Raw genomic sequence first — 20871 nt, 5'->3', positions numbered from 1 at the left:
TCGTATCGAGGATTTGCGCTGCAATGCCCGCGATGGCAAGGCAGCGAACTGCAGCGATGGGGAACAAACCTTTTATGTCCACAGATCATTTTGCGCTGCGGTGGTTTGCTGCCCTTTTGCTACCGTTGTACCTCACGGCGTCCAGCAGCTTAGCAGCGCCGCTCGACGGGCCGATTCGCCCCTTCAAAGATGACCTTTTTTCGTCGGAGACGGTTCTGGAAACCGCGGATGGCGGCGCATTCAAGGTCATGGACTACCAGGAACTGCGCGACATCAACGCTCGCGACGAGGAGCCGGAGAGACGGGTCAAATCCCGTTATGTCGATCTGCGCGTGAAGGAGTATCAGGCGAACGAGACGCTGATGCTTTCAGGGGCGAAGCTCGATGTTGCCCGCGTCGGGCGCGAGGTGAACGCGAACTTTACGGTCATCTTCATCCATGGGCGAGGGGGAGACAGACGCCTCGGCGTCAACGATTACACCTTCGGCGGCAACTTCAACCGGCTGAAGAATCTCGTCGTGATGCATGGTGGGGTCTACTACGCGCCTTCGATCAAGAGTTTCGATCCGAACGGTGCAGCCGATGTGGCGGGATTGATCCGTCACGCCTTCGAGCAATCCGCAGGGCGACCAGTAATCCTTGCCTGCGCCTCCATGGGCGGCTTCATCTGCCAGAGCGTGTCGCGCGACAAGGAGGCAGTGCGCTACCTCAAGGGTCTCGTAATCATGAGCGGACCACCGGATCCCGGCTTCCTGACGACGCCGGCGGCAAAATTAAAACTGCCCGTTTACTTTGCGCATGGCAGCGCCGATTCCGTCTACAAGGCAGATGATCAGATCGCCCTCTACAAAAAGATGCTGGAGAAGCATTACCCCACCGTCTTCACCCTGTTTCGCACCGGTGGACACGGCACGCCGATCCGCATGAGCGACTGGCGCGAAATTTTGAATTTCATGCTGGCAAGCAGGTGACAGCCTGCCTCAGACGTCTTAACCACGCTTTTGAACCAAGTTCACGCTTTTCCATACCATTTCCAATGGGATCGAATTAAAAGCGGAGCTTGTTCGTCGATTTTAATAGGTGGCCGTTCTCCAGAACGGTCGGGAGAAAAGGGAAACCAAGACCGATGACGCCGGATGTACGCCCGCTGGTAGCCGGAAACTGGAAGATGAACGGCACGCGCGCCTCGCTCGATCAGATCAAGGCCATTTCGGATGGCGTTGCTGGCCATGCACTCGTCAGCAAGGTTGATGCCCTGCTGTGCCCGCCGGCCACGCTGCTCTACGTCGCGACCGCGCTCTGCACGGACAGCCCACTTTTGATCGGCGCACAGGATTGCCATCAGAATGCATCCGGCGCCCATACTGGCGATATCTCCGCCGAGATGATTGCCGACTGCTACGGCACCTATGTGATCGTCGGCCATTCGGAGCGCCGCAGTGATCATGCTGAAACCGATCATCTTGTGCGCGCAAAGGCGGAAGCGGCCTATGCCGCCGACTTGACCGCAATCATCTGCATCGGTGAAACAGCCGATGAGCGCAAGGCCGGTCAGACACTTGAAATCCTCAAGCGCCAGTTGGCAGGCTCCGTGCCGGATGGCGCGACGGCTGAAAATACCGTGATCGCCTACGAACCTGTCTGGGCGATCGGAACCGGATTGACCCCGACCGCCGACGACGTTGAAAAGGCGCATGCCTTCATGCGCAACGAACTGGCGACGCGCTTCGGCAAGGAAGGCGCAAAGATCCGCATTCTCTACGGGGGCTCCGTCAAGCCTGGCAACGCCGTGGAGTTGATGAGCGTTGCCAATGTGGACGGCGCTCTTGTTGGCGGCGCGAGCTTGAAAGCGTCGGACTTCCTCGCCATCTACGGCGCATACAGCTCACTCGTTGAGTAAGCTCACCTTTGATGGGCTCGACGATCTCTCGTGAAAATGCCGGGAGATCGTACTTGCCCCTTGGAATGCGCGGCCGCCTCAGGTAAAGAGCCGCCAAAGCTGTGACGAATGCGTGCCGATTGGCGCGCGGAATGGACTGACAATGCAGACCGTTTTGATTGTGATCCACCTGATGATCGTTCTCGCCCTGGTGGGTGTGGTGCTCATCCAGCGCTCCGAAGGTGGCGGGCTCGGCATCGGCGGAGGCTCCGGCTTCATGTCCGCACGAGGCACTGCAAACGCCCTGACGCGCACGACCGCGATCCTGGCGACCCTCTTCTTCATCACGTCGCTGGTTCTCGGCATCCTTGCTCGCTACGAATCCAAGCCGACGGACATTCTTGATCGCATCCCCGCATCTCAGCAGGGCCAGGGCAACGGCATTCTCGATTCGCTCGGGCCCGCATCCGGCCAGCCGGCACCTGCCAATGGCGCTGCTGCTCCTGCTACTTCCGGTGCTGCAGCACCTGCTCCTGCACCGGCCAACAACCAAGCGGTCCCGACGAAATAAGGCCCGCTTCAAGCTTGAACGTCCGGCAGGCCAAAAGCCTGCCGGTTTTCTTTTGTCTGGATTTCAACAGCCTTAACCGTCCCATGTCATTTTTGGGCTGGCGGAATCGTTCGTGAAAAGGTATCCGGTGACTCCCATGGCGCGATATGTATTCATCACTGGCGGCGTGGTTTCTTCCCTTGGAAAAGGAATTGCGGCTGCAGCCCTCGGAGCCTTGCTACAGGCCAGAGGTTACCGGGTTCGGCTACGCAAGCTCGACCCCTATCTCAACGTCGACCCGGGCACCATGAGCCCGACCCAGCACGGCGAGGTCTTCGTGACCGATGACGGCGCTGAAACGGATCTCGATCTGGGTCACTACGAACGCTTCACGGGGCGTTCGGCAACGAAGACCGACAACATCACCACCGGTCGGATCTACAAGAACATCATCGACAAGGAACGCCGCGGCGATTACCTTGGCGCAACCGTTCAGGTCATTCCGCACGTCACCAATGAAATCAAGGACTTCGTTGTCGAAGGCAATGATGACTATGATTTCGTGATCTGCGAAATCGGCGGTACCGTCGGCGATATCGAGGCAATGCCCTTCGTGGAAGCCATCCGTCAGCTCGGCAACGAGTTGCCGCGCGGAACGGCTGTCTATCTTCACCTCACCCTGATGCCGTACATTCCGGCAGCCGGCGAGTTGAAGACCAAGCCGACGCAGCATTCCGTCAAGGAACTGCAGGCCCTCGGTATTGCGCCGGATATTTTGCTTGTTCGTGCGGATCGCGAGATCCCGGAAGCAGAACGCCGCAAGCTTTCCCTGTTCTGCAACGTTCGTCCGTCCGCGGTCATTCAGGCGCTTGACGTCGCCAACATCTATGACGTGCCGACTGCATATCATAAGGAAGGTCTCGACTCGGAAGTGCTGGCAGCATTCGGTATCGAACCGGCACCAAAGCCACGTCTCGACAACTGGGAAGAAGTGGGCAATCGCATCCGTACCCCGGAAGGCGAGGTGACCATTGCCATCGTCGGCAAGTATACGGGCCTCAAGGATGCCTATAAATCGCTGATCGAGGCGCTTCATCACGGTGGCATTGCCAACCATGTGAAGGTGAAGCTGGAATGGATCGAGTCGGAGATCTTCGAAAAGGAAGATCCGGCACCCTATCTCGAAAAGGTCGATGGCATTCTGGTTCCCGGTGGCTTTGGCGAACGCGGTGCGGAAGGAAAGATCAATGCGGCCCGCTTTGCGCGTGAGCGCAAGGTGCCGTATTTCGGCATCTGCTTCGGCATGCAGATGGCGGTCATCGAAGCAGCCCGCAATCTGGCTGGCGTTTCGGAAGCATCCTCCACCGAGTTCGGCCCGACCAAGGAGCCCGTGGTTGGCCTGATGACCGAGTGGGTCAAGGGCAATGCAACGGAGAAGCGTTCGGCGGCTGGCGATCTCGGCGGCACGATGCGTCTTGGCGCCTACAAGGCCGCTCTGAAGCGCGACACCAAAATCGCGGACATCTACGGAGCGACGGATATTTCCGAGCGTCACCGCCACCGTTACGAAGTGAACGTGGACTATAAGGATCGTCTGGAAAACTGCGGCCTGGTCTTCTCTGGCATGTCGCCGGATGGGCTTCTGCCTGAGACGATCGAGTATCCCGACCATCCGTGGTTCATCGGTGTCCAGTACCATCCGGAACTGAAGAGCCGTCCGCTCGATCCTCACCCGCTGTTTCGCAGCTTCATTGAAGCGGCTTTGGAACAGAGCCGTCTCGTCTGAGACGACCCGCCATCAAATATCGGAAAGGCCGGTGCTCATTCAGCTCCGGCCTTTTTCTTTGCAATCAGGTGCGGGTTATCAGGCGTCGCGGGGATCGGGCTCCGAGCTGCGGCCGGTCACTTCAGCATAGGCGGCAAGCGCGTGATCGCGCGCTGTGAAGTGGTCGACGACCGGATTCGGATAGGTGGTCCCGAGCTTGACGCCGGCCCGCGCCAGAACATCCAACGGCGCATCGAACGGACGGTGGATATACTTGTTATCCAGCTTGGCGAGTTCCGGCACGAATTCGCGAACATAGCTTCCATCGGGATCGAATTTTTCGCCTTGAAGGATCGGATTGAAGACGCGGAAAAAGGGGGCTGCGTCAGCGCCCGATCCGGCCACCCATTGCCAATTGGCGGCGTTGGAGGCAACATCCGCATCGACGAGCGTATCGCGAAACCAGGCCTCGCCCTGCCTCCAGTCAATCATCAGGTCCTTGATCAGGAAGGATGCCGTGATCATCCGCACGCGATTGTGCATATAGCCATGTCGCCAGAGCTGGCGCATGCCGGCGTCGACAATGGGATAACCGGTCATGCCCCGCGTCCAGGCCGTAAAACCATCGCGGTTCTTCGACCAGGGGAAGCGGTCAAACTTGTCATTCCAATTCTTAACTGGAAGCTGTGGAAAGGAAGCCAGCAAGTGGTAGGAGAACTCGCGCCATACCAGTTCCTTGCGGAAGTGGATGATATCGGCATTGGCGAATTCGCCCAACTGACGGGTGGCGAACCAGACGCGCGCCGGCGAGATTTCACCGAAAGCAAGATGCGGCGAAAGGTTGGACGTGGCATCGCCGAGACCGGGAAAGTCTCTATCCTTCTTGTAGGTCTGGATCGGCTTTTTTGTGAAGGCGGCAAGTTTTGTCCATGCACCCTTTTCTCCGGGCGTCCAGATACGATCGAATTCCGCGGCCCAGTTCGGGTTCTTGGGCAGCAGGTCCCAGTCCTTGAGAACCTCTGTTTCGAGGTTGATGAGGGATGAGGAAATTTTCTTAGGCGGATCCAGCGGTTCGCGCGGGTCGCCATCACGATCCAGCGCTTTCCAGAAGGGCGTATAGACGCGGTAGCTTCCGCCCGTTCCGGTGCGCATGGAATGCGGGTCGTGCAGAAGCTGGCCCTTGAAGCGCTTTACTTCGATCCGGTCTTCTTGCAGCGCTGCGATGATTTCCGCATCGAGATCATCACGTTCGTAGTGGCGGTTAAAGAGAACGCGATCGCTGCCGGTCTGCTCGGCAAGCTTTCTCAAGACATCTGCAGCCTTGCCGCTCCTTAAAAGCAGCTGGCCGCCTATCGCTTCAACACTTTTCAAAAGTGCCGAAAGGGAGTGATGCAGCCACCACGCTTGTGCTCCGCCAAGCGGACCTGTGCGTTCGCTTTCCGGCTCTCGGATGTAAACACAGATGACGGGACGACCGCTTTGTGCGGCGGCTGTCAGCGCACCATTGTCATCCAGCCTGAGATCCTTTCGAAACCAGAGAATGACCGGTGCTGGCTTTGAATTCGACACGATAACTCCCGAATCTTTGGGTAATTCAGGAATTACGAAATGTGGCCGCTATCGGATCAGACGGTACTGGGGCGAATGAGAATAATCGGGCAGGGCGCGCCAGCGGGCAGTTCCGGTGCATGCGGCGGCCGCACGATCAGGCAATCGGCATGCGCGAAGACCTTCATCATCGAGGAATCCTGCTTGCCGAAGGAGCGGGCGATCAGACTGCCGTCATTGCCACGGCTCAATGTGGCCCGCAGGTAATCCTGACGGTGATCATTGGCTGATATTGTGGTCTCCGTGAAAGCTTGTGCCTCACGACGCGGCTTGAGCTGGCGCGCAAGGCGCGCGATCAATGGCTCTAGAAACAGCGTCCCGCAGACGAGGCTTGCCACCGGGTTGCCGGGCAAGCCCAGAACCTGCATGCCGTCAATATTGCCCACCATCAGCGGCTTTCCCGGCCGCATGGCAATGCGCCAGAAATCGAGCTCCATGCCTGAGGCCTTGAGGCTTGCCTGCACGAGATCATGATCCCCCACCGACGCGCCGCCCAAGGTGACAAGCACATCCACCTTCGCCGCCCGCGCCCTGGCAATGGCCGCCTCGATCAGATCCTTGCGATCCGGAACAATACCGAGATCGAGAACCTCGCCGCCGGCAGCATCCACGAGGGCTGCCACACCAAAGGTGTTGGAGGCGATGATCTGCGAAGGACCGGGGTGCAGGCCTGGCACCACCAGTTCGTCGCCGGTGGCCAAAAGCGCCACCAGCGGCTTGCGGTAGACCACCAGTTCCGGATGGTTCATCGCAGCGGCAACCGTGACATGCGAATAATCGAGAACCGTTCCCGCCGTCAGCACCACTTCGCCCTCGGCAAAATCCTGGCCGCGCGGACGCACATGGCGTCCGGCCACGACAGGAAATTTCGTGCGGATGCGACTGTCCTCCAGAACCTCTGCATCCTCCTGGATCAGGATGCTGTCGGCACCATCGGGCAAAGGTGCGCCTGTGAAGATACGTACAGCCTGACCCGCAGCAAGCGATCCTTCAAAGGCATGGCCGGCAGCGGCCTGGCCGATAACGGAGAGAACAGCGCCGACCTCAGGCGCGTCCACGGCGCGCAGTGCATAGCCATCCATGGCAGAGGCGTTAAAGGGTGGTTGGGTGAGGCGGGCCGTGAGATCCTCTGCCAGCACCCGGCCACGGGCCGCTTGGAGGCTTACGGTCTCGGTCGCCTCAACAGGAACTCCCTTTGCCAACAGACGGGACAGCGCTTCCGAAACGGGCAGGAGATTGGTGGCCATGATCTGCTCCTCGGATGATATTTGGTGATGGGCGGACTTTACCGCCGCCAGTCGCCGGATTTTCCGCCGCTCTTTTCCAAGAGGTGAATGCCGCCGATTTCCATGCCCTTATCGGCGGCCTTGGCCATGTCATAGATGGTTAGACATGCGACGGAGACGGCAGTCAGTGCCTCCATCTCAACACCGGTCTTGCCGGTGAGCTTCGCCATCGCGGTCACCCGCAGGCCCGGAAGCTCCGCATCCTCCGTGATCTCGACCGACACCTTTGTGAGCATCAGTGGATGACACAACGGAATAAGGTTTGATGTCTGCTTGGCGGCCATGATTCCGGCTAAGCGGGCCGTACCCATCACATCGCCCTTCTTGGCATTGCCCTCACGGATCAACGCCAGGGTTTCCGGCAGCATGCGCACGAAGCCCTCGGCGGTCGCGACACGCACAGTATCATTCTTGTCTGCGACATCCACCATATTGGCCTCGCCGGAGGCGCCGATATGAGAGAGGCGGGGCTCGTCCGTCATCACTCAGCTGCCTGCACTGCGGCATCACCGAGAAGGAGTGTGCGCGTTGCCGCCGTCACATCCGTCTGGCGCATCAAGCTTTCACCCACCAGGAAGGTGCTGATGCCGGAACGCTGGAGGCGCTGACAATCCGCATGGGTGAAGATACCGCTTTCGCCCACCAGCAGACGATCTGCAGGCACCATGCCCGCCAGTCTCTCGCTGGTTTCGAGGCTGACGTCGAAGGTGCGCAGGTTGCGGTTGTTGATGCCGACCAGGGGCGAGGCGAGCCGCAGTGCCCGCTCCATCTCCTCCTCGTCATGCACTTCGATCAGCACGTCCATGCCGAGTTCGAAAGCTTCATTTTCCAGACGGCGGGCATCGTCGTCGGAGAGCGAGGCCATGATCAGGAGAATGCAGTCGCCGCCCCAGGCGCGGGCCTCATGAACCTGATAGGTGTCGAACATGAAATCCTTGCGCAGCGCCGGCAGCGAGCAGGCATTGCGGGCGGCGGTCAGAAATTCCGGTGCGCCTTGAAAGCTTGGTTTGTCTGTCAGAACGGAAAGGCAGGCGGCACCGCCGGCTTCATAGGCGCTCGCAAGAGAAGGCGGATCGAAGTCCGGACGGATCAGCCCCTTGGACGGACTTGCCTTCTTGATCTCGGCAATAAGGCTAAACAAACCTGCATCGGCTTTCGCCTTGAGTGCGCGATAGAAACCACGCGGGGCGGGTTGATCGGCCGCCATGGCCTTCAGGTCGGCCAGCGAGACCTTCGTCTTGGCGGCGGCAATCTCTTCCAGCTTATAGGCTTCGATCTTCTTGAGGATGTCGCTCATGGCATCTCACCTTGCTTCGTTCGAGACGGCAACGAGCTTTTCCAGCACGCTTGCGGCACGGCCTTCGTCCAGGGAGGCGGAGGCGAGTTTCATACCCTCGGATATAGTGGCGACCTTGCCGGCGACCAGAAGTGCTGCGGCGGCATTGCAGAGCGAAATATCGCGATAGGCGTTCTTGGCTCCGGCCAAAACATTCCGAAGTGCCTTGGCATTGACTTCGCCATTACCACCCTTGAGATCGGCGAGATTGGCAATCTCGACGCCAAAATCGGCAGGCTTCAGTTCAAAGCTGCGGATCTTGCCGTCTTCCAGCGCCGTCACATGCGTCACGCCTGTGGTGGTGATTTCATCCATGCCTTCGCCGTGAACGACCCACAGGCTCTCGGAGCCAACATCCCGCATGACTTCCGCAATCGGTTGTAGCCAGCGTGGGGAGAAGACGCCCAGCAACTGCCGTTTCGCTCCCGCCGGATTCGAAAGGGGGCCAAGGATGTTGAAGATGGTCCGCGTGCCGAGCTCTACACGGCTTGGGCCGACATGGCGCATGGCGGCATGGTGCATCTGCGCGAACATGAAGCCGATACCGGCTTCCTCGATGCAGCGGGCGATGTGATCAGGCGCAATTTCCAGATTGACGCCGAGGCAGCTCAGCGCATCGGCCGTGCCAGACTTCGAGGAGAGCGCGCGGTTGCCATGCTTGGCGACCGGCACCCCAGCGCCGGCGGCAATCAAGGCGGCCAGTGTCGAGATATTATAGGTGCCGATGCCGTCGCCACCCGTGCCGACGATGTCGATGACATCAGCTCGCGTTTCCACCGGCAGCATCTTGGCGCGCATGGTCGAGACCGCACCGGCAATCTCGTCCACGGTCTCACCACGGACGCGCAGCGCCATCAGGAAGCCGCCGATCTGCGAGGGCGTCGCTTCTCCAGACATCAGGATGTCGAAGGCCTGGCGGGCCTCGTCGCGGCTCAGCGCCTCGCCATTGGCAACCTTGGCAATGAAGGGTTTCAGTTCAGGCATGGTTACTCCTCCCGAAACCCTCAGCGCACGGATGCCTGATCGGCCAGAGCCTGGTTGATCGACACGCCGTATTTGGTCTGCAGCTGGTTGACCATCTGGTCGAGAATGTCGTCGCCGGCGGCGCGGGCAATCTGCTGAAGCTGCTGGTCATTGCTGGTGAGCGCATCCGCCTGATCGGCCTTCACATCGGTCACCTTCAAGAGCAGGCGGCTTTCACCATCGGCGCCTTGCGCAACCGCATTGGTGTTGACCGGGCCGGAGAACACTGCACGCAGAGCCTCGGGCCCAAAGATTGCGTCAGTACCAGTGCGGTGGAGGCCATTCTTGCTTTCGACGGCAATGCCAAGCTCGCCGGCGATGGTGGCCAGCGTTTCGCCCTTGTCCAGGCGCGCCTTCAGCTCATCCGCCTTCTTGGCGAGCGCAGCCTTCTGCTGCTCATTCGTCCAGTCGGCAACGGCCTTGTCCTTGACTTCGGACAGCGGACGGTCACGCTCCGGGATCACTTCGCGCAGGTCAAACCAGAGATAGCCGTTCTGGCCGAAGTTCAGGGCGAGGTTTTCCGTGCCGACATCGGTGCGGAAGACTTCCGGCAGAAGGTTGGGGAGGGCAGGCAGGTTGGCGACCTTGTTGCCATCAATGTCATTGCCGCTGCGGTCAGTGGTGACCGTCACAGTCTTCAGCTTCAACTGGTTGGCAGCGTCCTCCAGAGAGGAACCGGAGCCACGCAGATCCTCGAAACGATCATGCACCGCCTGCACTTCCTGGGCAGCGGCGGCAAGTGCCAGCTGCTTGCGGATATCGTCCTTTACCTCGTCCAGGCTCTTCGTCGCCTCGGCACGGATATTGTTGACGCGAATGATCACCGGGCCGAAGGCGCCTTCCACGACAGGCGTGGTGCCACCATTGGCGGCGACCGCGAAGGCGGCGTTTGCCACGTTCTGATCCGGCAACTGGTCCTTGGTCAGGTCGCCGAGAAGCACATCGGCGGGCGTCTTGCCCTGATCAGTTACCAGCTGGTCGAACGTCACCTTGCCATCCTTCAGCTGCGCGGCAGCGGCATCGGCCATGTCCTTGTTCGGGAAGGTCAGCTGTTCGATGCTACGGGTTTCCGCTGTCTTGTAGCTGTTCTTCGTGCGCTCGTACTCGTCCTTGATCGCCTGGTCGGTCACGGCCTTTTCGTCCGCAACATCAGAGGCCTGAAGCGTGACATAGGCGAACTTGCGCTGCTCGGCGGCACGGTAACGGTTCTTCACGCCATTGTACCAGGTGGTGAGAACGTCATCTGCCGGCGCCTTGACGGGATCGATGTTGGCAAAGGACAGCAGCAGGTAATCGACGCTGCGGCTTTCATCGCGATACTGGCGCAGGGCGTCAATGAGTACCTTCGGCGCCTGGAAGCCATCCGACACCGCATCAACGACCTGGGCGCGCACGGCCACCTTGCTGCGCTCGCTGATATAGTCGTTCTCGCGAATGCCCGCATTGCGCAGGCGCGATGTAAAGAGCTGGCGGTCGAACTGGCCGTTATTGCCCTTGAAGGCGGGGTCTTCGGCAATCAGGCCCGCAAGGCGATCCTGCGAGAGACCGATGCGCATGTCACGCGACAGCTGATCCAGTGCTGCACCGGCGGCGAGCTGGGCAAAGACCTGCTGCTGCACGCCAAAGGCCTTGGCCTGTTCCGACGTCAGCTGGGTGCCGAACTGACGGCTGAGCGCGCTCAACTGCCGCTGATAGGCGAGGCGGAATTCCTCCGGCGTGATCTTCTGGCTGCCGACCGTCATCACCGCATTGCCGGTGGAGCTGACCAGCGAAGACGATACCCCCCAGATGCCGAAGGACACGACGAGAAGCAGAAGAAGCGACTTCGCGACCCACGAACGGGCAGCATCTCTCAGGGAATCAAGCATCGAGCGACATAACCTTCAAAAAAATCGAGCCGCCTCCCGGCGGTTTGAGGGTCAGTCTCTAAAGCAAAGCGTAACGATTTTGAAGGGATGGAACCGCAAAAGAAACGTTGTTGCCGACCAGAAATGCCATGCTTCTGCACAGGGTGCCTTGATGAGGTCCTCGTGACCGCGCCGGTTGCTGTCAAATCAGCTCGCCCAAGGCCCGGTTCCACTCCATGCCCTCGGAGAACTCAATGAAGATCGGGCAATCGCCAGGCTTGTGGTTCTTGTTGTGGGCCGTCTGGACCGGAGCAGGGGCAGCGCCATGATAACGGCAGTCGGTCGTCATCCAAACTCCTCCCATTCTTTTCGATGTGTCTGACCCGAAAGGGGAGCAAAAAGCTCCGTGCCTCTCGCCAACAATCCGTTGTTCATGTTAGGAGCAGAAGACGAACGAAAGGCGAACATGAGCCAGAGATCAGGCAGTGCAGATCTTCCCCTTCACGGCGGGCGCGTACCGCGCTGGCTGGGAGACCGCATGACCAGACTGGGCTCCGTCATCGTCGAGGCGGTGGTTCACCATTATGGTCGCGACGAGCTGCTGCATCGTCTGGCGCACCCCTTCTGGTTCCAGTCCTTCGGCGCCGTCATGGGCATGGACTGGCATTCCTCCGGCATTACCACCAGTGTGATCGGCGCTCTGAAGCGGGGACTGACGCCGCTTTCCCGAGAGCTTGGCATTCATGTCTGCGGCGGGCGGGGCAAGCATTCCCGGCAGACGCCGCAAGAGTTGATCTCCATTGGTGACAGGGTCGGGTTTGACGGCGTGGCGCTTGCCCGCACCAGCCGCCTTGTTGCGAAGGTGGATAGTGCGGCTGTGCAGGACGGCTTCGACCTCTACCTGCACGGCTTCATTGTCACCGATGATGGCAAATGGGTCGTGGTGCAGCAGGGCATGAACGACGAGCGACGACAGGCGCGCCGCTATCACTGGATGTCTGAGGGCCTGAAGGGTTTTCTCGATTCGCCGCATGCGGCGATTGAGGGGCGAGAGCAGGGGACGATCATCAATCTGGCGGATCACCGTGCCAGGCAATCACGCGACGGGCAATTGGATCTTCTGGAGCATCTCGGGCCTGACCGGATCGTCCGCGAAGTGAGCGCCTTGAATGGATCAAACAACGCCCCCGCGCAGCAACCGCTCCTGCCGCATCTCATCATGCCTGACCATCACGATGTCAGGCAGAAGGACGTCAACATGCGCCGCCTTCATGGGGCGCTGGCGGCTGCCGCCGAGCAGGGGCCGAAGGATTTTCAGGACCTGTTGCTAACTCCGGGCGTCGGGGCGCGAACGGTTCAGGCGCTGGCGATGGTCGCGGAGGTCGTTCACGGCGCGCCGTGCCGCTTTTCCGATCCGGCCCGCTTTTCGCTCGCCCATGGCGGCAAGGATCGCCATCCGTTTCCTGTGCCGCTCAAGGTCTATGACGAGACGATCCGCGTGATGAAATCCGCTGTCTGCAAAGGCCGGCTGGGCCGTGAGGAGGAATTGCAGGCGCTGCAGCGTCTCGACACACAGGCGCGCATGATGGAGCGCTATGTCACCGGGCCTGACCTCAAGGAGATCGTCGCTGGCGAATTCGCCCGTTCGCCGGGTTATGGCGGGCGCAGCGTTTTTGGCTGGGAGGCTGATATTCAGCGGTCTCAGAAGGATGATCTACGCGCTTGAGGAGGGTGCGGCGGCGTTCAAGGGTGCGGTCTCCGTTTCTTTCTTCCGTGCCTTGGCGACGCGGAACACGCCTTCGGAAATCAGGGAGACGGGCAGGGCGATCGCCAGCGGAATGAAGAAATAGATGACGCGGAAGGCGACGAGCGCGCCGATGGATGCCTGCTCGCCCATCACATGCCGGACGGTCACCTCCAGCACGCCAAGCCCACCCGGCGCATGGGTGATCAGGATCGCCACATTGGCGAGAACGAAGGCCGTCGCGGCCTTGAGATAGCTGACGTTCTCCGTCGCCTGCATCAGCTCCATCAGGCAGGCGGACACCAGCGCGAAATTCACCGTTCCCACCACAACCTGGGCAATGGCGAGAGAGACAGGCGGCATCTGGAACGACCAGGAACGGATTTTTAGTGGCGTGCGGAGCACTGCCGACAGGACGATGTAGGCGATGGCTGTCGCCAAGCATGCCGCGCCGATCAGGAAGACCGCCGACTGGCTTATGCGGAGGATTTTGGCGGTATCGGACGGGTTCAGGACCATAACGATGCCGCCAAGCACGGCAAGGCCGAGGCCAACCGTCACGCCCGACATCAGCACGATCTTGGCGACATCTTCAGTCGACATGCCCCAATGGGCGTAATAGCGATAGCGGATCGCGCCGCTGCTCAAACCTGCAAGACCGACCGTCTGGCCAATGCCGAGGCTGACAAAAGAGGCCAAGGCGATCTTGGGGTAGGGCAGGTCGTTTTTCACATAGCGCACGCCTGTCCAGTCGAAGGCCGTCAGGCAGAGGTAGGAGAGGGCGCAATAGAGCAGCGCCAGCGCGAAATTGGCGCTGGGTATCGCGTAAACGGAATCAACGATCTGCCGGTAGGTGAACGGGCTGAGGCCCTTGTAAAGCAGGAAGGCTGCCAGGCCGAAACCGATGACCATGGTGACATAGGTGAAGATGCGCTTGCGCCCGCTCATCGGTCACCTCCGCAAAGGCTGCAAAAGACGGTGGCGGCAAGGCTTGAATTGGAAAAGACCATGGGCGTGCTGATCCGAGTTAACCCGCATCAACACGCCCACGGCAAAAATGTTCCGCAACTTCAATGGGTAGTTCAGAGAGCCGCCGGATCAATCCTCGCTGGCGGCAAGCTGCCCCAGAACCTCGCCACGACCGCGTGCCCTGAGAATCAGCGGTACGATCAACGCCAGCGCGGCGATCGCCAGAAGTACAGCGGCAATCGGCGAGGTGACCAGCACCGTGAAATCGCCCTGGCTGATGGCCAGCGCCCTCCGCAATTGCTGTTCCGCCAGTGGCCCAAGAATAAGCCCCACGACGACTGGTGCGATCGGGTAGCCGAAGACGCGCATCATGTAGCCCATCACGCCGAAGGCCAGCAGCATGCCGAGTTCGAACACCGATGGGTTTGCCCCGATGGTTCCGAGTGTCGCAAACAGCAGGATGCCCGCGTAAAGCCACGGCTTCGGAATGGTCAGCAGACGCACCCAAAGGCCAATGAGCGGCAGGTTGAGCACGAGCAGCATGAAATTGGCAATCAGCAGGCTCGCAATCAGACCCCAGACGAGCTGCGGATTGGTGGCGAACAGCAGCGGTCCCGGCTGTAGTCCGTATTGCTGGAAGCCCGCCAGCATGATCGCAGCCGTCGCCGTGGTGGGAAGCCCGAGCGTCAAGAGCGGCACCAGCGTGCCGGCCGCAGACGCGTTGTTGGCGGCTTCCGGTCCGGCCACCCCTTCGATCGCGCCATTGCCGAATTCTTCCGGATGTTTGGTCAGCCGCTTCTCTGTCGCATAGGACAGGAAGGTGCCGATCTCTGCGCCGCCCGCCGGCATGGCGCCGATCGGAAAGCCGATGATCGTTCCGCGCAGCCAGGGCTTCCAGGAGCGCGCCCAGTCTGCCGCCGTCATCCACAGCGAGCCCTTGACGGCCTCGACCTTGTCCGGCCCCGTATTGCCCTGTGCGGCGATGAAGAGCGTTTCGCCAATCGCGAACATAGCAACCGCCAGCGTCGTCACCTCGATGCCGTCGAGCAGGTCCGGCACTTCGAAGGCCAGCCGCGTCTGGCCGGTCAGCTGATCGATGCCGATCAGCGCCAGCGCAAGGCCGATGAAAAGCGAGGTGAGGCCACGCAGTGTCGAGTCACCGAAGGCAGAGGATACGGTGACGAAGGCCAGCACCATCAGCGCGAAATATTCACGCGGACCGAAGACCAGAGCGAGCTTGACGATGGCGGGTGCGATGAAGGCCAGTCCGATCGTGGCAATGAGACCCGCCACGAAGGAGCCGATGGCGGCTGTTGCCAGCGCCGGTCCGCCGCGTCCGTTGCGGGCCATCTTGTTGCCTTCCAGCGCCGTGACGATGGAGGAACTTTCTCCGGGCGTATTGAGGAGGATGGACGTGGTCGAGCCGCCATACATGCCGCCGTAGTAGATGCCGGCAAACATGATAAGCGAACCCGCGGGGTCCAGGCGATAGGTCACCGGCAGCAGCAGCGCGACAGTCAGTGCCGGGCCAATGCCGGGGAGAACACCGACCGCCGTTCCCAGCGTCACGCCAATCAGCGCGTAGAGAAGGTTCATGGGCTGGGCCGCGACAAGCAGGCCCTGCAGCAGAAAATCGAATGTGCTCATGGCAATGCCTTCAAAGGAACAATTGTTCGAGCGGCCCTGCCGGCAGGGACAGTTGCAGAAGGCCCGCGAAAATCAGCCAGACGACCAGACAGAGGACGATGCCGAGCGGCAGCGAGATCCACAGTTTCCGGCGACCAAAACCCGCCGCCGTGGCGGCAAACAGCACGCCGGTCGCGATGGAAAAGCCTGCCGTGTTCAGGAGCAGCATTTGCGCTGCAAGCCCTCCAACGATCCAGACGACGGGGCCGACCTCCTGCCGCTCCCGTTCCGGGAAATCGCCACGGAAGGCGGCAATCACGGTCCAGATGGCAAGCCCCAGCAGAACGACCGCGACAGCGCCGGGCACGGTCGCCGGGCCAACGGGCGAATAGCCGGTGACTTCCCTGAGGCGAGACGCATCGAGATAAATGACGGCGGCGATTGCTACAAGGACGGCGGCGATGACAAGCGCCGCCCAATCGGGGCGGCGCTGTTCAACCTTGTTGGGGTGATCGAGGCTCATTTGACGAGTCCGATGTCCTTGAGGACGGTTTCGGTGGCGGCGACATCCTTGGCAAGCTGCTCCTCAAAGGCCGGCCCTGCGAGATAGGTATCCTGCCAGCCCTTGGTCTTCAGGGCTTCCTGCCAGGTCTTGGACTTGGCAAGCTTCTCGACATCCGCCGTCACAGCAGCCTTCTGTTCCGCCGTCAGGCCGGGAGGTGCCGCAACCATGCGCCAGTTCTGGACCACGACGTTGAGACCGGCTTCCTTCAGTGTCGGCGCATCAATGCCGGCAATGCGCTGATCGCTGGACACGGCGAGCAGGCGCAGCGTGCCGGACTTCACCTGCGATTCGAATTCGCCATAGCTGGAAATGCCGACGGTCACCTGAGAGCCGAGAATGGCAGCCAAAGCCTCGCCGCCACCGGAGAAGGCGATGTAGTTGATCTTGGTCGGATCGACACCCGCTGCCTTGGCAATCAGGCCAGCCGCGATATGGTCCACACCACCGGCCGAACCGCCGCCCCAGGAAACCGCGCCCGGGTTCTTCTTGAGCGCGTCAACGAGGTCTGCGACAGACTTGATATTGGACGAGGCCGGGACGACGATCGCTTCATACTCGCCCGTCAGGCGCGCGATGGGTGTGACTTCCTTCAGCGTCACCGGTGCCTTGTTGGTGAGGATCGCACCGACCATGACATAGCCGCCGACGATCAAGGCGTTGGCCTTGCCCTTCTGCTGGCTGGCAAACTGCGCGAGGCCGATGGTGCCACCGGCACCCGGCACATTGACGACCTGAACATTCTTGGAAATGCCCTCCTGCTGCAGGGCGGTCTGCAGGGTGCGGGCGGTCTGGTCCCAGCCGCCGCCCGGCGCTGCCGGTGCCATTATGGTATAATCGGCGGCAAAAGCGGGCAGGGCGATGGAGCCTGCGATCAGCGAGGCGATAAAGACGTGCTTCAATGTATCCTCCGTAAGCGTCCCGGACGCTGGTGCATGGACAGGGACGGGGAGGATGAGGGCGCGGCGGCTGGATATTGCCCCGGCACGAAATCCCCTCCCGCGTCAGCCGGACTCGCCTCCACGAGCCCGAATGCGGCAAATTGACCACAATTTGCTGTCATCCACCTGTCGCTGCACTGCGAAGGTTTTCATTGGCCATTACTGAAGCCGAAGGACGCGGTTCCAGTGAGCGATCAGCCGAGAGCGCTTGACCTGATCCAGATAGACCATCAGGCCGGGGCTGACCGGAACGGGCTTCAACTGCCCGCCCAGCATTTCGCGCATGGTGGTCGCCGTATTGCCCTCGGCTACGTCAGGGTTGACCGCTGGTATCTGGAGCTGCCGGGCAAGGATCGTCTGGCCCTCGCGGGACATGAAGAATTCGAGGTAGCGGCGTCCAAGCTCCGGCGAGGCGGCGGCCTGCGGCACAAGGCCGATACGCGACATGACAACCGTATAATCCCTTGGCAGTGTAATGCCGATGGTGGGATGCGTGGACGCCCAGGCAGCCGCGTAGGAGCCGAGGATATTATAGCCCATGACGAAGCGGCCATCGGCGACGCGCTCTAGGATTGCCTGGCTGGTTGAGTAGAGTTTGACCCCTGCCACCCCCATGGCCCGGACAACGGTCCAGATATCATCGAACTGTTCCTGATCGCGCGACATGAACAGGAAGCCGACGCCGGAGCGTTCGATGTCATAAGTGCCGATCCGTCCGAAAATGCTCTCGCCCTTCGCTTGCAGATACTGCACGAATTCCGCCCGCGTCGATGGCGGTGTTTCTGCCTGAAAGCTCGGCTTGTGGTAGACGAAGACGGCAGGCTCGAAGGTCAGCGCGTAAGCCGTGTCGCGCCAGTTGGCCCAGCCCGGCCAGCGGGCGCTCAAGGCAAGACGGCTCGGCTGCGCATAGCCGTCATTGGCAAGCTTCACCTGGAGATCCATGGCGGAGGAAAATGCGAAGTCAGCTGTCTTCTGGCCGCTATCGGTTTCGCGTACAATGCGATCATAGATCTCGCCGGTCAGCATGTCCTCATAGCGTACTGCGACCTCCGGATTGGCCGCCTGGAAGGCTTTGATCATCGGCGCTGCAAGTGGCTCGTCCAGCGAAGAATAGACCTGCAGAACCGAGGCATCCTGCCTTCCGGACACTGCCGGAAAAAACACGGCCTCATCCGCGATGCAGGGCAGGGCGCTGGCGAGAAACAGAAGGGTGGCGGCAATCCTCATGAGAGCGATGATGACGCAAGGCACTTCCCCGGACAAGCGCAAGCCGCCAGCAACACGCGCGGGCCGCGTGACATCAGGCAAATTCCTCTTTATCTTCATGGCACAAGAGGGGGATAACGTTGCGCATCTTGCTGGTCGAAGACAATGTACCGCTTGCCGAAGGGCTATCGGCCATTCTGCGGGGAAGCGGCTACGCAGTGGATGTCGTGGGCGACGGCGCCTCCGCGGAAGCCGTGGCGCTTGCGGAAAGCTTCGATCTCATCATCCTCGACCTCAACCTGCCGGAGATGGATGGGCTCGAGGTGCTGCGCTCGCTGCGCGCCCATCAGTCGCAGGCCGCCGTCATCATCCTCACAGCGCGTGGAACGCCGGAAGAGCGGGTGAAGGGCCTGGATCTCGGCGCTGATGATTATCTGACAAAACCTTTCGATGTGTCCGAACTGGAGGCACGCATTCGGGTGCTGCTGCGGCGTCAGGCAGGCTTGCGAACTTCGAGGGTAGATTACGGCGGCCTGACCTTTGATCTGACCTCACGCAGCTTCAGCGTCTTGGGCAAGCCGCTCGACATTCCCGCCCGCGAACTGGCGCTTCTGGAGGTGCTGTTCCTGAAGGCCGGCAAGGTGGTTTCCAAGGATGCCATCATCAATTCGCTGACCGGATTCGATGACGATCTTTCCTCCAACGCCGTCGAACAATATGTCAGCCGGCTCCGCCGCCGGCTGCAGATCTTCGGGCTTACGGTCAAGACGGCGAGGGGCATAGGCTACTATCTCGACACGCTGGCAGAGGCGGCATGAGGCTGGTCATCCGGTCGCTGCGCCGAAGACTGCTCGCCTGGCTGCTGGCGGGAACGGCAGCGCTTGGCATGATCGCGCTGGCCGATACCTGGGAGGAGGCCCAGCAGACGGCGAACGAGGTCTCCGATCGTGTGCTCGCAGGGTCTGCGCTCGCCATCGCAGAGCGCGTCGTCGTCAGTGAGAGTGGCGGGCTGGAAGTCGACATTCCCTATGTGGCGCTAGAAATGCTGACCTCGGCAGCGCAGGACCGCGTCTTCTATCGGGTGGACGGTCCGAAAGGCTTCATCACCGGTTATGAGACGCTGCCGGCACTGGCTCGGGAGGAGGGGCAATCCACTGCCTTCGACGACATGCGCTTTCGCGGCGACCCGATCCGCGTGGCGACGCTCGCCCGCTCCGCCTCGACCGGCATCGATTCCGTGCCCTTCACGGTGACGGTGGCAGAGACCACCATTGCCCGCCGTCAGCTGGCGCAATCCATTCTCCTCCATTCGGCTGCCCGTCTGCTGCTGATGATGATCGGGGCGGCCGTCATCGTCTGGATTTCCGTCACGCTGTCGCTGAGGCCCCTCTATCGGCTGAGGGGTGCCATTGCACGGCGCAGCCCGGACGATCTTGAGCCGATCCGCGAAGATGTACCGAGCGAAGTGGAAGGGCTGGTCGAAACGGTCAACTCGTTCATGGTGCGCCTGCAATCGGCTCTGGAGGCACTGCGGCATTTCACCGGCAATGCCAGCCACCAATTGCGCACGCCGCTTGCGGTGATCCGCACGCAGCTGGCTCTTGCGGCAAGGGCTGACGAACCGGCCATAGCGACGGCGGCCATTGCCCGCGCCGACGAATCTGTCGCGAAGGTCGAGCGCATTCTTGCGCAGCTGCTGGTCATGGCGCGTCTCGACGCCGAAATTCGCAGCAGCGATGCAATGACGGTCGATGTCAATCTTCAGGAACTGTGTCGGGATATTACTGCCGAAAGCGTACCGCGCGCAGCCGAAGCCGGCATCGACCTGGGCTTCGCCGCCGAGGCTGAGGCAGTCATACGCGGACAGCCTCTTCTGATCGAGGAGATGGCGCGCAACCTGCTCTCCAATGCGATCCTCTATTCAGGCTCCGGAGCAGAAGTCACGTTAACAGTTGGGCAAACGGACGACGGCCCGTTTCTGCAGGTCGAGGACGATGGTCCCGGGATTCCCGACGAGCGGCGCGAAAGCGTTCGCAGACGCTTCGACCGAGGTGCGCGCATGGATGATGGCGGTACGGGCTTGGGGCTTCCGATTGTCGAAGAAATTGCCAGCCTGCATGGTGGGCGGCTTGATCTGTCGCGCGGAACCAAGGGCAGGGGCTTGCGCGCAAGGGTAGCCTTTCCTCCCGCGCAATCTCCCGAACGTCAGATTAGTGGAGGGTCTCCTGACCAACTTCCTCCTGAAGAAGCCGAAGCGCCTCATCCAGGGCTTCGACCAGAATATCGGTAAGCTGATCAGGATCGTTTTCCTGCAGAAACAGGGCCACGGTAACATCCTGCAAATCGGTACGGGCTTCGAGATCGCTCATGTCGTTCATGTCATTGTCCCTCGTCTACGCCGTGTCTCATTCCGGCTGTGTTGCCACAATAAGTCCCGTCGCTTGCGCCGGGCTTTCGCCGCTGGACCCGAGGCAATAACGGATATGGCTCGATGCGAACGGAGTTGCAGTCAATATGTTCCGTTATGGT

The 20871-nt window shown here is 60.9% G+C and carries 19 protein-coding genes; 7 read left to right on the top strand and 12 right to left on the bottom strand.

Translation table 11 applies throughout. The annotated features are described in order from the left end of the window. Positions 1-74: 74 nt before the first annotated feature. The 4 genes from Q2T52_RS16575 (at position 75) to pyrG (ending at position 4215) form a co-directional block, all read left to right on the top strand. Positions 75-971, top strand: a complete 897-nt coding sequence (locus Q2T52_RS16575) for an alpha/beta fold hydrolase domain-containing protein (protein WP_302077903.1) — start codon at positions 75-77, stop codon at positions 969-971. 155 nt (positions 972-1126) lie between these two features. Further along, entirely contained in the window at positions 1127-1900 is a 774-nt protein-coding gene (gene tpiA, locus Q2T52_RS16570; protein WP_302077902.1) for a triose-phosphate isomerase, read from the top strand. Positions 1901-2042: 142 nt separating this feature from the next. Then, positions 2043-2450 carry a preprotein translocase subunit SecG gene (secG, locus tag Q2T52_RS16565; protein WP_302077901.1) on the top strand — a complete coding sequence of 136 codons (408 nt, stop codon included), beginning with the start codon at positions 2043-2045 and terminating at the stop codon, positions 2448-2450. Between the two features lie 136 nt (positions 2451-2586). Beyond that, on the top strand, positions 2587-4215 hold the full coding sequence (gene pyrG, locus Q2T52_RS16560; protein ID WP_302077900.1) for a CTP synthase: 1629 nt from the start codon (positions 2587-2589) through the stop codon (positions 4213-4215). Positions 4216-4293: 78 nt separating this feature from the next. Here the strand turns inward: pyrG and Q2T52_RS16555 are convergent, their stop codons facing one another. From Q2T52_RS16555 to Q2T52_RS16525, 7 genes are all read right to left on the bottom strand, one after another. Further along, complete coding sequence (locus tag Q2T52_RS16555; protein ID WP_302077899.1) at positions 4294-5763, bottom strand: cryptochrome/photolyase family protein; 1470 nt, start codon at positions 5761-5763, stop codon at positions 4294-4296. A 56-nt stretch (positions 5764-5819) separates the two neighbouring features. Beyond that, positions 5820-7049: a molybdopterin molybdotransferase MoeA gene (locus Q2T52_RS16550; protein WP_302077898.1), complete on the bottom strand. Its 1230-nt coding sequence runs from the start codon at positions 7047-7049 to the stop codon at positions 5820-5822. A gap of 38 nt (positions 7050-7087) precedes the next feature. After that, positions 7088-7570 carry a cyclic pyranopterin monophosphate synthase MoaC gene (gene moaC, locus Q2T52_RS16545; protein ID WP_436799546.1) on the bottom strand — a complete coding sequence of 161 codons (483 nt, stop codon included), beginning with the start codon at positions 7568-7570 and terminating at the stop codon, positions 7088-7090. Continuing rightward, positions 7570-8385: an indole-3-glycerol phosphate synthase TrpC gene (gene trpC, locus Q2T52_RS16540; protein WP_302077896.1), complete on the bottom strand. Its 816-nt coding sequence runs from the start codon at positions 8383-8385 to the stop codon at positions 7570-7572. Before trpC ends, moaC begins: the two co-directional genes overlap by 1 nt. A 6-nt stretch (positions 8386-8391) precedes the next feature. Next, positions 8392-9408 carry an anthranilate phosphoribosyltransferase gene (trpD, locus tag Q2T52_RS16535; protein WP_302077895.1) on the bottom strand — a complete coding sequence of 339 codons (1017 nt, stop codon included), beginning with the start codon at positions 9406-9408 and terminating at the stop codon, positions 8392-8394. Between the two features lie 20 nt (positions 9409-9428). Further along, positions 9429-11315: a peptidylprolyl isomerase gene (locus Q2T52_RS16530; RefSeq protein ID WP_302077894.1), complete on the bottom strand. Its 1887-nt coding sequence runs from the start codon at positions 11313-11315 to the stop codon at positions 9429-9431. Positions 11316-11496: 181 nt separating this feature from the next. After that, complete coding sequence (locus Q2T52_RS16525; RefSeq protein ID WP_302077893.1) at positions 11497-11643, bottom strand: hypothetical protein; 147 nt, start codon at positions 11641-11643, stop codon at positions 11497-11499. A 117-nt stretch (positions 11644-11760) separates the two neighbouring features. Between Q2T52_RS16525 and Q2T52_RS16520 the strand changes: the two genes are divergently transcribed. Continuing rightward, entirely contained in the window at positions 11761-13020 is a 1260-nt protein-coding gene (locus tag Q2T52_RS16520; protein ID WP_302077892.1) for a DUF763 domain-containing protein, read from the top strand. On the opposite strand, the gene Q2T52_RS16515 is transcribed toward Q2T52_RS16520, so the two are convergent. The 5 genes from Q2T52_RS16515 to Q2T52_RS16495 all read right to left on the bottom strand — a co-directional run bounded on the left by Q2T52_RS16515 (position 13009) and on the right by Q2T52_RS16495 (position 18363). Then, entirely contained in the window at positions 13009-13986 is a 978-nt protein-coding gene (locus Q2T52_RS16515) for a lysylphosphatidylglycerol synthase transmembrane domain-containing protein (RefSeq protein WP_302077891.1), read from the bottom strand. The two genes, Q2T52_RS16520 and Q2T52_RS16515, sit on opposite strands and share 12 nt — an antisense overlap. A gap of 150 nt (positions 13987-14136) precedes the next feature. Next, the gene (locus Q2T52_RS16510) at positions 14137-15654 is read right to left on the bottom strand and encodes a tripartite tricarboxylate transporter permease (protein ID WP_302077890.1); all 1518 of its coding nucleotides are present in this window, start codon (positions 15652-15654) and stop codon (positions 14137-14139) included. A gap of 10 nt (positions 15655-15664) precedes the next feature. Continuing rightward, positions 15665-16156 (bottom strand): tripartite tricarboxylate transporter TctB family protein, encoded by a 492-nt coding sequence (locus tag Q2T52_RS16505; RefSeq protein ID WP_302077889.1) that lies wholly within the window; start codon positions 16154-16156, stop codon positions 15665-15667. After that, a complete protein-coding gene (locus Q2T52_RS16500; protein WP_302077888.1) occupies positions 16153-17097 on the bottom strand; it encodes a Bug family tripartite tricarboxylate transporter substrate binding protein in 945 nt (314 codons plus the stop codon). The genes Q2T52_RS16505 and Q2T52_RS16500 overlap by 4 nt, the downstream gene beginning before the upstream one ends. 198 nt (positions 17098-17295) lie before the next feature. Then, the gene (locus Q2T52_RS16495; RefSeq protein WP_302078157.1) at positions 17296-18363 is read right to left on the bottom strand and encodes an ABC transporter substrate-binding protein; all 1068 of its coding nucleotides are present in this window, start codon (positions 18361-18363) and stop codon (positions 17296-17298) included. Positions 18364-18482: 119 nt separating this feature from the next. Here Q2T52_RS16495 and Q2T52_RS16490 point away from each other — a divergent pair, with 119 nt between their 5' ends. Both Q2T52_RS16490 and Q2T52_RS16485 read left to right on the top strand, forming a co-directional pair. Beyond that, positions 18483-19160 carry a response regulator transcription factor gene (locus Q2T52_RS16490; RefSeq protein ID WP_302077887.1) on the top strand — a complete coding sequence of 226 codons (678 nt, stop codon included), beginning with the start codon at positions 18483-18485 and terminating at the stop codon, positions 19158-19160. Beyond that, positions 19157-20632, top strand: a complete 1476-nt coding sequence (locus Q2T52_RS16485; RefSeq protein ID WP_302077886.1) for a sensor histidine kinase — start codon at positions 19157-19159, stop codon at positions 20630-20632. The genes Q2T52_RS16490 and Q2T52_RS16485 overlap by 4 nt, the downstream gene beginning before the upstream one ends. The last annotated feature ends 239 nt before the right edge of the window (positions 20633-20871 follow it).

The sequence above is a fragment of the Rhizobium oryzicola genome (genome assembly GCF_030504645.1).
Lineage (GTDB): Bacteria > Pseudomonadota > Alphaproteobacteria > Rhizobiales > Rhizobiaceae > Neorhizobium > Neorhizobium oryzicola.
The sequence above is the reverse complement of the archived record's forward strand: the minus strand, read 5'-3'. Positions and strand labels throughout refer to the sequence as shown.

Excerpts from the sequence above, each read along its gene's own strand:
- Q2T52_RS16575 (WP_302077903.1), top strand. The coding sequence starts at position 75 with ATGTCCACAGATCATTTTGCGCTGCGGTGGTTTGCTGCCCTTTTGCTA.
- tpiA (WP_302077902.1), top strand. The coding sequence starts at position 1,127 with ATGACGCCGGATGTACGCCCGCTGGTAGCCGGAAACTGGAAGATGAAC.
- secG (WP_302077901.1), top strand. The coding sequence starts at position 2,043 with ATGCAGACCGTTTTGATTGTGATCCACCTGATGATCGTTCTCGCCCTG.
- pyrG (WP_302077900.1), top strand. The coding sequence starts at position 2,587 with ATGGCGCGATATGTATTCATCACTGGCGGCGTGGTTTCTTCCCTTGGA.
- Q2T52_RS16550 (WP_302077898.1), bottom strand. The coding sequence starts at position 7,049 with ATGGCCACCAATCTCCTGCCCGTTTCGGAAGCGCTGTCCCGTCTGTTG.
- moaC (WP_436799546.1), bottom strand. The coding sequence starts at position 7,570 with ATGACGGACGAGCCCCGCCTCTCTCATATCGGCGCCTCCGGCGAGGCC.
- trpC (WP_302077896.1), bottom strand. The coding sequence starts at position 8,385 with ATGAGCGACATCCTCAAGAAGATCGAAGCCTATAAGCTGGAAGAGATT.
- trpD (WP_302077895.1), bottom strand. The coding sequence starts at position 9,408 with ATGCCTGAACTGAAACCCTTCATTGCCAAGGTTGCCAATGGCGAGGCG.
- Q2T52_RS16530 (WP_302077894.1), bottom strand. The coding sequence starts at position 11,315 with ATGCTTGATTCCCTGAGAGATGCTGCCCGTTCGTGGGTCGCGAAGTCG.
- Q2T52_RS16525 (WP_302077893.1), bottom strand. The coding sequence starts at position 11,643 with ATGACGACCGACTGCCGTTATCATGGCGCTGCCCCTGCTCCGGTCCAG.
- Q2T52_RS16520 (WP_302077892.1), top strand. The coding sequence starts at position 11,761 with ATGAGCCAGAGATCAGGCAGTGCAGATCTTCCCCTTCACGGCGGGCGC.
- Q2T52_RS16515 (WP_302077891.1), bottom strand. The coding sequence starts at position 13,986 with ATGAGCGGGCGCAAGCGCATCTTCACCTATGTCACCATGGTCATCGGT.
- Q2T52_RS16510 (WP_302077890.1), bottom strand. The coding sequence starts at position 15,654 with ATGAGCACATTCGATTTTCTGCTGCAGGGCCTGCTTGTCGCGGCCCAG.
- Q2T52_RS16505 (WP_302077889.1), bottom strand. The coding sequence starts at position 16,156 with ATGAGCCTCGATCACCCCAACAAGGTTGAACAGCGCCGCCCCGATTGG.
- Q2T52_RS16495 (WP_302078157.1), bottom strand. The coding sequence starts at position 18,363 with ATGAGGATTGCCGCCACCCTTCTGTTTCTCGCCAGCGCCCTGCCCTGC.
- Q2T52_RS16485 (WP_302077886.1), top strand. The coding sequence starts at position 19,157 with ATGAGGCTGGTCATCCGGTCGCTGCGCCGAAGACTGCTCGCCTGGCTG.